Below are 13,599 nucleotides of genomic sequence, written 5' to 3'. Positions count from 1 at the left end.
GAATTCACCATGTATTTGAAAGTACTAACTATATCGGCCATGGCGGTGTCTTCTGCGGCCTTCGCTCAGGATGCGCCGCCGTGGAATCCGGGCGACCGTGAGTATTCACCTTATCCTCAACAGGATTTTCCCAATCAGGTGCTGTTTGGCGATACCCATCTGCACACCTCCTACTCGCCGGATGCGGGCATGATCGGAAACAACCTGGGTCCCGCCGAGGCGTTCAAATTCGCCAAAGGAGAAGAGGTGGTGTCTTCGATGGGTGTACCTGTTCGTCTCGTGCGCCCTTTGGACTGGCTTGTGATTTCGGACCACGCTGAGGGACTTGGCGTAGCACCGATGCTGAAACGAGACGACCCCGCTGTTCTGGATACCGAATTTGGTCGGACTTTGCATGGGTATGTCCAGGATGGATCTGCCGAGGCCGCCGGAGAAGCATGGAACCTTTGGGCCGGGTCCCGGTTCGAAGGCAAGAATCCATATTCGAACAACCCTGAATTTTCCCGAGGGCCTTGGGAAGAAACCATTGATGCGGCCGATGCCGCAAATGAGCCGGGACTTTTTTCTGCGATCATTGGGTTCGAATGGTCATCGACACCAAACGGCAACAATATGCACCGCGTGGTTGTCTACAGGGATGGCAAGGATGTCGCTAACAGCCGCGTTCCGCTTTCGTCAGACTCAGGAGTAAACCCCGAAGCTCTGTGGGACTGGATGGAGGCTCTGGAGGTGGAAACCGGTGGGCGGGTTTTAGCAATTCCGCACAACGGCAATCTTTCTAACGGGCTGATGTTCGATGACACCCGGTATGACTCGGATGAACCCATCGACAAAGCCTATGCCGAGCGTCGGGCGCGATGGGAACCGTTGTACGAAGTAACCCAGATGAAGGGGGATGGCGAAGCGCATCCAATGCTTTCACCAGATGATCCATTTGCTGATTTTGAAACTTGGGATACGGCCAACTTTGGAGCTGATGCCAAAACGCCCGAGATGTTGCCGAATGAGTATGTACGTCCGGCGTTGCGACGCGGTTTGGCTTATGAAGCGCAGTTGGGTGCGAACCCATTCAAATTCGGCATGATTGGATCAACCGACGCACACACGTCACTGCCGACAACGCGCGAAGACAATTTTTTTGGCAAAGTGGCCCAGCTTGAGCCAACGGCTGACCCGGTCCGCTTTGAAGAGACCATCGCAGGACGGCTGGGCGCTCCTGAAAACGCAATTAAGGCCTGGCAAACCTCAGCGTCTGGATTGGCCGCCGTATGGGCGCGCGAGAATACGCGCGAAGCCATTTTTGATGCGATGCAGCGCAAAGAAGTCTATGCAACTTCGGGCACGCGCATCCGCGTACGTGTATTTGCGGGTTACGATTTTGAAGAATCTGACCTCCCTCGGTCAGACTTCGCGGCGCATGGCTACGCCAATGGCGTACCTATGGGGGGTGATCTGGGTAAGAGCGAAAGTCGCGCGCCGCGATTCCTTGTGCGGGCCTTGCGTGACCCAGACGGGGCCAATTTAGACCGCGTTCAGATCATCAAGGGTTGGCTGAACGCAGATGGGACCACATCCGAGAAAGTCTATGACGTCTCTTGCGGAGGCCGCGAGGTGATTGAAGGCATCTGCGACGGTTCGGTCGGCAATACCGTCAATGCCAGAGAAGCCACTTATACCAACGATATCGGTCAGGCCATATTGGGTGGCTTTTGGGAAGACCCGGATTTCGATCCTGAGCAAAGTGCGTTCTACTATGTTCGGGTTCTGGAAATTCCAACCCCGCGCTGGACGACCTATGACCGCAAGTTCTTTGGCGTCGAACTCCCGGAAGGTGCGCCCGAGTCAATTCAGGATCGGGCCTATACATCGCCCATCTGGTACACGCCGTGATCCGACAGAGCAAACAGCGCGGCAAACGCGTCAAGAAGTTAGAACGAGGTGACAAATGAAGATGTTTTTGCGCGAGATGTGCTCAGCGATGGGTGCCACGGCCATTGCTGCGCTTATAGTTCTGCCGGTAAAACCAGCGATTGCGGTTGAAGGAGGGTTGGGCGCCTATTTTCTGGGAACCAGAGATACGTTTGCCGGTTTCGTGCCCGAGCCAGGAACTTACACAAGCCTGACATTCGACCATCTGGACGGCAGCGTGGACGGCGTTTCGCTTGCAGGGCTTCCGATTGCAGCAGACGCAGACCTCGAGCTCAATCTCTGGCGACTGGGTGTAACTCAGGTTTTCGACGCGCAGCTATTTGGCGGGACCCCTGCCATAAACCTCACTGTTCCATTTCCTGTTGCTGAACTCACGTTCACAGCGATCCGCCCTCCTCTGCAGGGCGCTATGATCGACGACACGCTCTCCAGCTTCGGAGACATCAGCCTGACCGGTTTGGTGGGTTGGCACCGCGGCAATCTGCATTACAGTACGGGCCTGACCGTTTATGCCCCGACTGGCGAATACAATACCGCATCTATTAACATTCAGCAGCGCAGCGTCCAAGTATTGAATGCAGGCAAGAATGTCTGGTCTTTCCAGCCCTTCATTGCCGCGACCTGGTTCGTTCCGGAACGTGGTTTTGAGGTTTCAGGCGCGGCCAGCCTGTTGTTCAGCGAAGAAAACGATGCGACCGATTATCAGACTGCTCCTGCATTTCAATTAGAAGGAGCCGTTGTGCAACGTTTCCGCTCGGGCTGGGGGGTTGGCCTTGCCGGGTACACTTACCATCAGCTTGAAGATGACAGTGGTGCAGGCGCCGAGCTCACCCGGATCGCCCTGGGGGCCAGCAGCCTGCGGGCTCAGGTCAGCGGTATTGGCCCGCTTGTCACCTATGATGGCGGAACTTTGCTGGGAGCCGACGCCTCCCTAAAGCTCAAATATACGCATGAGTTTGCAGCAAAACGGCGGTTCGAAAGCGATATCCTGACGGCCGTGATCTCTCTGTCTTTCTGAAATTGAAATCACGGTGTTAAACGTGTCAAAGAAAATTTACCTGTCGTGTTTGGTGGCTGTTCTTTTGGTCCCTTCAGGTGTTCAGGCGCAGGACAATTCGGAATCGCTGCAATCGGCTGCCAATGACCCGACTGCTTCGATCATGTCATTCCAGCTTCAGGGATTTCATTCGTTCAATCTGCACAACTCGCCCGAAGACAGCAGTCTGTTGCAATTTCGCGCCGCGATCCCGTTCACGCTGGGACAAACCAACCACATTGCGCGGCTTACGCTGCCTTATGTGACGGACAGTGCCACCGGGCAGTCGGGACTGAGTGACACCACACTGTTTGACCTTGTGACGTTTGATCGACAATGGGGTCGTTTCGGTGTGGGTGCCGTAGCCCTGTTACCAACAGGTGAGGACGGGCTGAGTGCGGAGAAATGGGCATTGGGTCCAGCGGCCGGTTTTGCAAAGCAGGAAAAGTGGGGGCTTTGGGGCCTATTCAACCAGAACTTGTTCACTTTTGCCGGGGATGACGACCGGCCCGATGTCAACTTGTCTACGGCCCAGCCTGTCTTCAACTACAACCTCGGCAATGGTTGGTCGGCAGGGACATCCGAGATGGTTTTTGTCTACGACTGGGAGACCAGCGATTTCAGCAGTCTGCCGCTGGGGGTCAAGGTGTCCAAGTTGGTCCGCGGCAACGGATTACCGTGGCAGTGGTCCTTGTCCTACGAGCACAATTTTTACGATGACGTGGTTTCGGCGGCCGACACGGTGAGCTTTACGCTGAAATTGTTGGTGCCCAAGGGCGGTTAAGGAAATGGGCGAAGAGCTGATGAATGTGAGCTGGCGAACGACAGATCCTCCACAAATGATGGAATCTTCGACACGCAAAAAGAGCCTGTTCCGCCGGATTGTCACGGAACCCTTTGTCCTTTTTGCGCTTCTCAGCATAGCGATCTTTAGCTGGTTCAAACTTGTCCAACCAGACGAGTGGTCCATTGATCCTGACGCGCGGGTTATCATCATCGATCAAAGGCAGGTCGATGTTCTGGCTGGTCAGTTCGAAGACACGTGGCGGCGCCCTCCGACAGCTGACGAGTTGGGAAAGCTGAAAGAGGATTGGCTGAACCGCGAAGTGCTGGTGCGCGAAGCGTTAGCGCTGGGGTTGGATGGTAATGATGAGATCATTCGCAACCGCCTAGTACAGAAGATGAACTTTCTTCTGACCTCGGAGGCAGGCGCGGCCCGACCTGAAGATGAGGTGCTGCAAACTTACCTGTCCGACAATGCCGAGACATTCACGACCCCCGCGCAGCTTGCAGTCAGCCTTGTTTATCTCGGGCAATACCCCAGCGACAGGTTTATCGACCAGACGCAGGCGCGTTTGGCTGCAGGGGAAGATCACCGCCAGTTGGGTCAGGCGTCACTGCTTCCGACAGGATTTGATCTGAGCATCCGAGCTTCGGTTGATGGAAACTTCGGAACGGGTTTCTTCGACCAGTTGCACCCCCTGCCACTGGGTGAATGGAGCGGTCCTGTTCAGTCTTCCTTCGGGCTTCACATGGTTCGGCTCGACAACAGGTGGGACGCCGTCTTGCCGCCGTTTGGCGCGATCCGAGATCGCGTTTTGGCTGCTTGGCGCGAAAAGCACGCTGAACGGGCGACAGAGACTTTTTTAGAAAATCTGCGATCCACCTATGTGATCCAAGACCTCGGAGAAGCTGACCTGCCTGCGGGTGAGTCATGAAGCGTCTTCTGCTCTTGATTGCGATGATGGCGGGGCTGCTGGTGCCCGCCTTTGTGCAAGCCCATGCATTGGAGCCCGGCTATCTGGAAATCTCGCAGGAGACCGAAAGCGATTGGTACGTCTTCTGGCGCATGCCCGATGTTCGGGGGGCACCGATGGATATCGACGTTGCGCTGCCCCAGAGCTGCTCATCGCCCGCATTCGACGCTCCGGTCTTTGACGGCCGCGCCTGGACGCAGGTCTGGCGCATGGCCTGCGCCGAAGACCTGCGCGGCAATACGATCCGGATTGACAGGCTGGAGACGCAAAGAACGGATGTTTTGGTGCGGGTGGGTTATCTGGACACGGTGAACATGGCCACCTTCCGCCTGACGCCAGATGCGCCCGCCGTCGCGCTGCCCGCGCAGCAAGGGTTGGCGCAGACGTTGTGGCAATACGGCGTGTTGGGGTTTGAACATATCCTCGAAGGCTGGGATCATCTGCTGTTTGTCTTTGCTCTGCTGGTGCTGATCCGCAATCTGCGCCAGCTGATCTGGGCCGTGACCGCATTTGCCGTCGCGCATTCGATCACGCTGGGCTTGGCCACTTTTGGCGTGTTGAACGTACCGGGCCCGCCCGTTGAGGCTATAATCGCGCTGTCGATCGTCTTTCTCGCGACCGAAGTGCTACGGTCGGAGGACAAACCAAAGACGCTGGCCAGCCGTTTCCCCTGGGTGATTTCCTTTGGGTTCGGCCTGCTGCACGGTCTGGGATTTGCTGGAGCGCTGGCCGAGATTGGTCTGCCTGAACAGGACATCCCAGCGGCTTTACTGGCCTTCAACCTCGGCGTTGAGGCAGGGCAACTGGCCTTCATCTTTGCGGTATTGGGCGTGTTCCTGACACTGAAAAAAACACTGCAAATTGTCTGGGGGTGGTCGGTAGCACAAGTGCCGTCGCGCCAATTCCTCGGATATCCCATCGGATGTGTCGCCGCGTTCTGGTTGGCCGAGCGGCTGGCCGGATTTTGAACAAAAAAGGAAGGAGAATGGACAATGATGAAAGCACTTGGAGGCATGATGCTGCTCGCCATGGTCGCGCTGACCGGCTGCGACGTGGTGGACCCGGACTGCACACCGGAAAAGGCCGCGAAACGTCAGGTTCAGCAGGCAACGATCGGTGTCAGCAACCGGTGCACTCCCGCTGAAACAGCACGCGATACCGCAGGTATCGACGGCTAAGAAATTCGGACCCTCCAAAGCTTTGATCAAAACGTGAGTGGTGGCGAAGTGACACCCGATATCGTCCATTAGGATCGGCGGTCACTGCTTCAGACTTTGGAACTCCGGATCGGTTCCCCGTTCAAACCTCGTAGATCGGGGAGCCGTCAGAAGTTAGTTTTAAACTCCCGAATGGGTTGGAGGCCACATGCTCTGGAAAGGACGACGCACAAGCAAAAACATCGACGACCGACGCCACACGTCACGTGGGGTGTCTCGTGCCGGTATGGGCGGCGCCGGATTGATTGTGGTCCTGGTGATCGGCCTGTTTTTTGGTGTAGATATCACGCCGTTTCTGAGTGGCGGGGGTCAGGTTGCTCCTCCGCAAGCAAATGCGCCTGTTCAGATTAACGATGAAACAGAGGAGTTTGTGGCCGTCGTCCTTGCAGACACCGAAGTTATATGGGGCGAGGTATTCAGGGACTCGGGCATTCAATACACACCACCGGTACTGGTCCTGTTTGCAGGCTATGACGAGGAAAAACTGGTGTTTGAGATTGCCGCCGATAGAGTGCCGTGCGTCGGAGTCGCGCCCATGCAGTGTCTGGTGATCAATGGCGATTTTTTCTATGAGAGCATAGTCGGATACAGACATATCGATGGACAGGCCGCGAAAATTTGCGTTTTGCGCACCAAGAGACCCGAGCCAATACCCGCCGATCTCGGAGCGTTCGTATTCACGCGCGTACCCTGCGAAGACTGAAGCGCCCATGGTAGCATTGGTCCTTCGCATCGCAACCAGTCGTGATCGATGGGCTGTACCACTTTCGGAAGTTCAGTTTGGCCATGAACGGTTCCAAGCTAACAACCATCCCAAAACTTGACGCTGCAATTGCCATCCGAAGACGGGTAGCACGCTGCGCTTCCAAAATCTCGCACCGCGAGAGCGAGGGTTTTCTGCCTCAACAATAGTGGCAAGAGACAAAGGCGGCTTCGTACCGAACTCCTGACCCTCAACTGCTTTGAGTTTCGCGTTTGCGGCGAATGGCGGCAATGCGGGCTACGGCTGCAGCATCCTTTGACCAGGTTCAAGGTCGGCTCTGGGCCGACCCTGTAACGCGTTGTTCACCAATCGTAGCAAATGTTGCAGCTGATCTATTGGTGGCAGAGGGCTCAGTATGATCGAAGTTGCATCTAATGGAAATGACGACCTTAAACGTTTGCATAGAAGGGTTATGCTCCAAGATGCGAGCGAGAAACCCGAATGCTCAGCCGTTTGCGTCGAGGAGAACCTGTTTTGAACGAAACGCGCGCTCGATCAATATTTGGGCCTTTTGAGTCTGGGCAACCGAGATAGCCTGGTCAAAGGCGGCACTCGCTGAATCGGTATCTCCTTGTGCTGCTCTGATTTCTCCTTTGATACGCAGCAACTCAGCCTCTGCCCAGTGTTCTCCTGTGGTATCCTGTTCTCGCAAAGCGCGAACCACTGTTTGTAGGGCCGCGCTGGGATCACCGGCCCTGAGTAGGGCTTTCGCGTGTTCAGCCAAATAGAGCGTTACCCAAAGCCAGCATCCTTTTGCACGATACTCTTCCAAGGCCTTGTCCAATTGATGGACGGCGCCAGGCGCATCCGTCATGCAAGCCAGGACAGCGTCATGAATGGCAACAAAATTCTTCCACAACGCCATGTCGTACTCGTTTGAGACCTGTCGCATTTCCTCGTTGATCTCGGTTGCACTTTCCAAGTCGCCAATCCAGATCGATAAGGTGACAGCGTGCAGACCAGCGTAACAGATTGTGTTGGCGTGTTTGAGCTCGCGGGCTCGAGCGAGGGCCTTGACGCAGGTCTGTTGCGCCGTGTCTTCGTCGCCGCACATCCACTGCGCAAGGAGCATATAGCACCAGATCTGCACTCCTGGATCCTGGGCGAATTTCGTCGAAAAATCTATGATCTCGGCCGACTGATAGAGTTCATAAGCGACTTCGAGATCTTGAAGTGCTTCAGCAGAGCGGCCCTTGGCGATCAGGGTCGCAGCCCGCATCCGGCGCGAGATCAGCTTCGGGATCGGAGCGCGCTCGTTCGCCATGTCTTCTACAAGTCTCGAAACCAGACCGAACGCTTTATGCAGATCGTTGCCGATATAAGGTGCGATCCACGTCCCATAGTAGATTGCAACCTTGAGTTCTGGGTCCGTGGTTGCCTCTATCCTTTCCAACGCCTGTGAGAAAGCGTTGCTGGCTTCGGCTGAGGCGTAGCCATCCTTGGCGATATGTACCTGAGCAAGCTGCACCAGAAGCGCCAGTTCCCGTTCGCGCCATTCCGGTTTGTCCAGCAAGCCTGCAACCAGCGTCAAGGCATTGTGCAGATGATTTCCTGCTTCGACATAAGCCGGTCGGGCCTGAGCTTTTCTGGCAGCGTCGCCCCATAACGTAATAGCCTTTTCCGCCAACCCAGCCTCAGTCGCATGATGTGCGATCAACTCCGAGGGCGCGTTCGGGTCGGCCTCAAACAGATCCGTGAGCCTGTGGTGGATTTCCAAACGTCGACGTTTCAGCAAGCTTTCATAGGCTACATCCCGAACCAGAGCATGCTTGAAGACATATGTCGCGTCCGGAGGTATCCCCCGTCGAAACACGAGCTCGCTGCGTTCAAGCTGCCCAAGCGCATCGTCAAGCGCCAAATCATCGACCCGGGCGATTTTTGTCAACGACGCACGGTCGAAACTTCGCCCGATGCAGGCGGCCATCTGGGCGATTTCCTTCACGGGTTGAAGCCGGTCGATCCGGGCCATTAGGGAATCATGCAGGGTCGCTGGGATAGTCACCCGATCAATAGGACCGGCAAGTTGGAAGCTGTTTTCGGCTTCAATCAGGTCGCCGGATTCCAAAATGGTTTTTGTCAGTTCCTCGACAAACAGGGGAACGCCGTCGGTTCGGTGGATGATTTCTTTAGTCAGTTCGTCGGGAAGGGTTTTCCCACCTGATATCTTTGCGAGAACAGCCTCGATCTGCTCGGACCCCAATCGGTTTAGGGTAAGCTTGGATACGATTGGATGACCTCCGAACGCGTGCTGGAAAGTCGGTCTACCGGTAATCAAGATCATTACCCGCTCGGTAGCAATTCGATCCAGACACGCCTCGAGCATCGCGAGCGTCGAGGCATCGCACCAATGTGCGTCCTCTACGACAAGGAGAACTGGCTTTTCCCGTGAAAGCGCCTGCAATTCTGCCGAGGTTTCTTCCATGATCCGAACTCTGAGTTGTTGTGGTGTCAGATCGGGATTTTCGGCAGATGGACCAGTTTCAATCTGCAGGAGTTCAGCAATGATCTTTGGGTCAGCGGCCCGGAGTTGCTTGCGAAGCTTTGCAATTTTTTTGCTGGCAGTGTCAGTTTCCAGATGGCCCATGGCATGTGAAAGCTGCCGGATAACAGGAAAGAAACTCGAATCCGTGTGGTAGGGCGAGCAGTGATAGTTCATCCGGAAGTGATCCTGCGTCGAGACCGCATCAATGACGGCACGCGTCAGTCTGGACTTGCCGATGCCTGCCTCACCGATCAGAACAGCGACTTGGCCTTCCCCGGAAATTGCGCGATGCCAGCGCTCCATGATCAGTCCCAGTTCATGGTTGCGCCCGATCATCGGCAGAACAGGACTGATATCTTCGGTCTCGAACCGGCTTTCCAAGCTGCGCTCGGTTCCGATCCTCCACGCCGGTACTGGCGAGTCCAATCCCTTAATGTCGAAACGGCCTAACTCTTCTAGCTCGAACGAGTCTTGGATCAATTGCTTCGTCGATTCTGGAACCAGAACCTGCCCCGGCTCAGCCAATGTCTGAAGACGCGCTGCAAGGTTTGGCGTGTCGCCAACAACGGTTTCTTCCCTTGATGCTCCTTCCCCTATGAGGTCGCCGACGACGACCATGCCGGTCGCTACTCCGGCCCGAACAGATAGTGCCTGTTCATCAGGCGAACGCAATTCGGCGATCGCCCCGATAATTTCCAGCGCAGAGCGCGCAGCGCGTTTGGCGTCGTCTTCATGCGCCACCGGCCAACCAAAATAGCACAGTACACCGTCACCCATATATTTAGCGACATTCCCCTCATAGCGGGTGATGATACCGGCAACGGTATTTTGATAGCGCTTGATCACGTCGCTCATGTCTTCGGGATCCAACCGCGCTGACATTGCTGTTGATCCGGCAAGATCTACGAACAGCGTCGTCAAATGGCGACGCTCGGCTTCGCGCTTGATATCCGTTGTACTTGTCGCGTCAGACTGGGATTGATTAGGTTCAACTGCTTCAATAGCCGCTCGCAACCGCTTGCGCGAACCCAGTGAAAGGCCGATCTCACGCATTTCCTCATCCGTTAGGTCATAAAGGACATCAAGATCGATCTCATTCTCGACCAGAACCGCTTCCAGATTAAGGAGCTTCCTTCGTGTCAGCCATTCAATGAGATCGTACATAGGGTAATTGGTCTTCTAAGAGGGTTTGAGAATCGTAGTGTTCCCGATTAAGTCAGTTTGGGCAACGAGTATTCCTCAGACTGCGAATTTGCTCAAATCGCTACAGAATAACGCCATATTTGGCTTGTGGACATAAGAGTGGGGCGCCAACTAAGTTGGCTTGGGGTTTGGAGACGGGAAGGCTGGCATGCGACTGAATAAAAATGAGTTCGAAAGAATGACCGAGGCTTATACTACGGCATGGAACTCGGGAAATCCCGAGGCGGTCGCCGATCACTATGCTCCTGACAAGGGTATCACGATCAACCGAGGGGAAAACCAATTTGGGCGCGACGCGATAATTGCCATGGCGGGTGGTTTCATGTCTTCTTTTCCCGATTTGAAACTTACAAGGGACTTTGTTCGTTTTGCCGGAGATCACGCCATCTTTGGTTGGACGCTTGAAGGGCATCATTCGGATACGGGTAACCTGGTCAAGGCCAGCGGCTGGGAAGAATGGGAACTGGACGAAAACTGTCGTATCACCAATTCACTAGGCTGGTTCGATGCCGTGGATTACGAACGACAGGTCGCTGGCCAAGTGTAATGATACTCCTCGAATATTGACTCGTGCGAAGAAATTGCGCCGCTCCCAAGTCTGGCCACCGTCTTCTGTAGCAAAAACACTAGCCGCCGATATAGATGAACAGGCTCAGGCCGTGGCTTAGACGCTGGCGACCGAAATGCTGGCAGCCGGGACATTCCAGGATGTGATTGCCGAAGTCGAAACCGAGTACGAACGTCTCAAGTTCATCGCGGTATACGTGATACACAGGTTCAGGGATCAAAAGTGAGGCGGCCCGGAAATTGCAAGAAGAGCTAGACGAAAAAGCCCTGGAGGCCACCAACTTTCTGAAGGCGATTGCGCATGAGCACCGCCTTACAAATCTGTGCCTTCTCTTGTCGGGAGAGAAATCAGTCTCTGAATTGCAGAAGTTGGTTTCTATTCGGCAATCTGCGGCGTCGCAGCAATTGGCCAGGCTGCGCCTGGAGGGTCTGATCGCAGCGCGACGCGAAGGCAAATCGATCTACTACAGGATAGAAGATGAAAAAGTATCGAGTTTGATCTCGGTGCTTTACCAGCTTTTTTTGCGGTGACGATGACTAGAAATGGGGACACGCGAAGGAAACACGAAACTGCAATTCAAAGCGCCGCGGCCATGTGCCAATGATGCGGGTCCAAAGGCCGCTGCGCGCTATTTGGAGTCCTTTGCAGTTCGGGGCGAAATGACACTCTAAGGGGCTCAGGCTAAGCCGCCGTTCATCCAGAGCGCGGCAGATTCAACGAACGAGCCCAAATTGTCGAATGCTGCAGCGCCGTGTTAATGTCTGCATACGATGCTCTGGAAGCCGAAATGACCAAACACCCCAGTCAAGTGAACGATGAAAGACCCGCCATTCTCTGTGTTGCAGGCTTTGGTGACAATACGAGCATGTATGACGGTTTGGCTGACACCCACCTCGCCAACAGCTATCGTGTGCTACCCATCAATCTTCCGGGATTTGGCGCTCAGCCTTTGGCAAAAGAAACAACTCTCGGAGCACTTGCGCAAACCGTCGCCGACGAAGCGAACAAGCACAGAGCCGAGATCATTGTCGCTCATTCGGTTGCTTCAATCATAGCTTCACTGGCTGCGAAAAGGGCGAGTTGTCCTTTGACAACCATTATTTCTTTAGAAGGTAACATCACTGCCGAGGATGCCTATTTTTCGGGAACTGCCGCCGACTACGGTGATCCGGTTGCGTTTCGTGCAGCGTTTCTTGAGCGGCTTGATGAAATGGCGAAAACGGCACCAATCATCCGACGGTATCGTAATGAAGTTTCGAAGGCCGATACTCTGGCGCTGTGGCAACTCGGCACCGACGCACGGCATTTTTCAGCAAGCTGCGTGCCCGGCGAGCTTTTGCAGAACGCGGCAAATGTGATTTATCTCTACAACCCCGATAACTGTCCGGATAGCACCGTCCGTTGGTTAGAAGAAAACAAGATGGATCGGATCGTTCTCGAAAATGCCACACACTGGGCGAGCGTTGATCAGCCCGAAAGTCTTGCAGAAATGATTGCTGAGGCGCTCCGCCGATAGGCGAATGCAGCAGTTCACAATTGGATAGATGAAAGTTGGCTTTGTATTGGTTTTCCGCAAGAAACGGGTCGCGGTGTCAGGATCGCCCAGGCTAATCCGTTAGGTAATAGTTAGTGACGAAACCAGAAGATATGACAAACCAACCCATGCCAGCAATGGATTTTACAGCCAGCGTCATGCTGCTTCTGCTCGCTGCGGTTTGGGGCGGGTCGTTCTTCTTCGGCGAGGTTGCACTGACTGAAGTGCCCCCGCTGACAATAACGCTGCATAGGGTGATCTGGGCCGTCCCAATACTGGCACTCATCGTCCTATTCAAAGGATTGAGTGTTCCACGTGCCCCTCAGGTATGGGGCGCTTATCTCGTTATGGGAGCGCTCAACAACGCAATCCCATTCTCATTGATCTTCTGGGGGCAAACGCAAATCGACAGCGGGCTGGCTTCTATCCTTAATGCAACAACTGCAATGTTTGCTGCAGTCGTGGCTGGCTTGCTTCTTAAGGACGAGCCGTTGACTCCGAAGAAGATAGCAGGTGCTGCCCTAGGAATTCTGGGGGTGGCCTTCATTATGGGGCCAAGTGCATTGACCGAGTTCAATCCGAGCAATCTGGCTCAGCTAGCTATCCTTGGGGCAACGCTCTCCTATGCGTTTGCCGGTGTATGGGGCAGAACTGCTCTTTCAGGCCAACCACCACTTGTGAATGCCCTTGGCATGCTGATCGGTAGCACAGTGCTTATGATCCCTATTGTTCTCGTGATGGATGGTCCCCCAAGCTTTGCTCTGTCTGCTGGTGTATGGGCGGCGCTCATTGGGATGGCCGCATTATCAACAGCACTGGCCTACGTTCTGTATTTCGCAATCCTTGCGCGCGCCGGTGCCGCCAACCTGCTTTTGGTTACACTGCTGATCCCACCGTTCGCTATCGGCCTTGGCGTTTCATTCCTGGGTGAAAAGATGGAGCCAATGGCTTGGGTCGGGTTCGCCATCATTGCCCTCGGCTTTGCTGTAACCGACGGTCGGCTTTTTTCCCGCTTTGTCAGGCGCAAGTCCCAACAAACAGAATGAGGCGCCTTTGGGAACACCTTTGATCACCACATTACGGAGTGACGATCCCCGTCGTCACCAACTG

General features: G+C 54.9%; 13 protein-coding genes. 11 read left to right on the top strand and 2 right to left on the bottom strand.

The genetic code is table 11. The features are described 5' to 3' along the window. Positions 1-9: 9 nt before the first annotated feature. From AC2FIS_RS08110 to AC2FIS_RS08080, 7 genes are all read left to right on the top strand, one after another. Positions 10-1,890: a DUF3604 domain-containing protein gene (locus tag AC2FIS_RS08110; protein ID WP_496721577.1), complete on the top strand. Its 1,881-nt coding sequence runs from the start codon at positions 10-12 to the stop codon at positions 1,888-1,890. Positions 1,891-1,945: 55 nt separating this feature from the next. Beyond that, positions 1,946-2,947 (top strand): SphA family protein, encoded by a 1,002-nt coding sequence (locus AC2FIS_RS08105; protein ID WP_496721576.1) that lies wholly within the window; start codon positions 1,946-1,948, stop codon positions 2,945-2,947. A 22-nt stretch (positions 2,948-2,969) separates the two neighbouring features. Continuing rightward, positions 2,970-3,749, top strand: a complete 780-nt coding sequence (locus AC2FIS_RS08100; RefSeq protein WP_496721575.1) for a hypothetical protein — start codon at positions 2,970-2,972, stop codon at positions 3,747-3,749. Between the two features lie 58 nt (positions 3,750-3,807). Then, positions 3,808-4,683 (top strand): peptidyl-prolyl cis-trans isomerase, encoded by an 876-nt coding sequence (locus tag AC2FIS_RS08095; RefSeq protein WP_496772774.1) that lies wholly within the window; start codon positions 3,808-3,810, stop codon positions 4,681-4,683. Then, the gene (locus AC2FIS_RS08090) at positions 4,680-5,690 is read left to right on the top strand and encodes a HupE/UreJ family protein (protein WP_496772773.1); all 1,011 of its coding nucleotides are present in this window, start codon (positions 4,680-4,682) and stop codon (positions 5,688-5,690) included. The genes AC2FIS_RS08095 and AC2FIS_RS08090 overlap by 4 nt, the downstream gene beginning before the upstream one ends. Positions 5,691-5,714: 24 nt before the next feature. After that, a complete protein-coding gene (locus tag AC2FIS_RS08085; RefSeq protein WP_298855268.1) occupies positions 5,715-5,900 on the top strand; it encodes a hypothetical protein in 186 nt (61 codons plus the stop codon). A 187-nt stretch (positions 5,901-6,087) separates the two neighbouring features. Then, complete coding sequence (locus AC2FIS_RS08080) at positions 6,088-6,642, top strand: neutral zinc metallopeptidase (protein ID WP_496772772.1); 555 nt, start codon at positions 6,088-6,090, stop codon at positions 6,640-6,642. 505 nt (positions 6,643-7,147) lie between these two features. Here the strand turns inward: AC2FIS_RS08080 and AC2FIS_RS08075 are convergent. Continuing rightward, positions 7,148-10,348 (bottom strand): ATP-binding protein, encoded by a 3,201-nt coding sequence (locus tag AC2FIS_RS08075; protein WP_496772770.1) that lies wholly within the window; start codon positions 10,346-10,348, stop codon positions 7,148-7,150. A 187-nt stretch (positions 10,349-10,535) separates the two neighbouring features. On the opposite strand from AC2FIS_RS08075, the gene AC2FIS_RS08070 reads away from it, so the two are divergent. After that, a complete protein-coding gene (locus AC2FIS_RS08070) occupies positions 10,536-10,934 on the top strand; it encodes a nuclear transport factor 2 family protein (protein ID WP_299987102.1) in 399 nt (132 codons plus the stop codon). Positions 10,935-11,013: 79 nt separating this feature from the next. Here AC2FIS_RS08070 and AC2FIS_RS08065 read toward each other — a convergent pair whose 3' ends face one another. Next, positions 11,014-11,160: a hypothetical protein gene (locus AC2FIS_RS08065; RefSeq protein WP_496772769.1), complete on the bottom strand. Its 147-nt coding sequence runs from the start codon at positions 11,158-11,160 to the stop codon at positions 11,014-11,016. Between the two features lie 34 nt (positions 11,161-11,194). Here AC2FIS_RS08065 and AC2FIS_RS08060 point away from each other — a divergent pair, with 34 nt between their 5' ends. From AC2FIS_RS08060 to AC2FIS_RS08050, 3 genes are all read left to right on the top strand, one after another. Next, positions 11,195-11,485, top strand: a complete 291-nt coding sequence (locus AC2FIS_RS08060) for an ArsR/SmtB family transcription factor (protein ID WP_367181564.1) — start codon at positions 11,195-11,197, stop codon at positions 11,483-11,485. 257 nt (positions 11,486-11,742) lie between these two features. Next, positions 11,743-12,471, top strand: coding sequence for an alpha/beta fold hydrolase (locus AC2FIS_RS08055; RefSeq protein ID WP_496721570.1), 729 nt, complete (start codon positions 11,743-11,745; stop codon positions 12,469-12,471). A 176-nt stretch (positions 12,472-12,647) separates the two neighbouring features. After that, positions 12,648-13,535 (top strand): DMT family transporter, encoded by an 888-nt coding sequence (locus AC2FIS_RS08050; RefSeq protein WP_496772768.1) that lies wholly within the window; start codon positions 12,648-12,650, stop codon positions 13,533-13,535. The last annotated feature ends 64 nt before the right edge of the window (positions 13,536-13,599 follow it).

Source organism: Ruegeria sp. CDSB113, assembly GCF_059611045.1.
This window is presented reverse-complemented; position numbering and strand designations above follow the sequence as displayed.

Coding starts and splice junctions, on each gene's coding strand:
- AC2FIS_RS08110 (WP_496721577.1), top strand. CDS start 10: ATGTATTTGAAAGTACTAACTATATCGGCCATGGCGGTGTCTTCTGCG.
- AC2FIS_RS08105 (WP_496721576.1), top strand. CDS start 1,946: ATGAAGATGTTTTTGCGCGAGATGTGCTCAGCGATGGGTGCCACGGCC.
- AC2FIS_RS08095 (WP_496772774.1), top strand. CDS start 3,808: ATGGAATCTTCGACACGCAAAAAGAGCCTGTTCCGCCGGATTGTCACG.
- AC2FIS_RS08090 (WP_496772773.1), top strand. CDS start 4,680: ATGAAGCGTCTTCTGCTCTTGATTGCGATGATGGCGGGGCTGCTGGTG.
- AC2FIS_RS08085 (WP_298855268.1), top strand. CDS start 5,715: ATGATGAAAGCACTTGGAGGCATGATGCTGCTCGCCATGGTCGCGCTG.
- AC2FIS_RS08080 (WP_496772772.1), top strand. CDS start 6,088: ATGCTCTGGAAAGGACGACGCACAAGCAAAAACATCGACGACCGACGC.
- AC2FIS_RS08075 (WP_496772770.1), bottom strand. CDS start 10,348: ATGTACGATCTCATTGAATGGCTGACACGAAGGAAGCTCCTTAATCTG.
- AC2FIS_RS08070 (WP_299987102.1), top strand. CDS start 10,536: ATGCGACTGAATAAAAATGAGTTCGAAAGAATGACCGAGGCTTATACT.
- AC2FIS_RS08055 (WP_496721570.1), top strand. CDS start 11,743: ATGACCAAACACCCCAGTCAAGTGAACGATGAAAGACCCGCCATTCTC.
- AC2FIS_RS08050 (WP_496772768.1), top strand. CDS start 12,648: ATGCTGCTTCTGCTCGCTGCGGTTTGGGGCGGGTCGTTCTTCTTCGGC.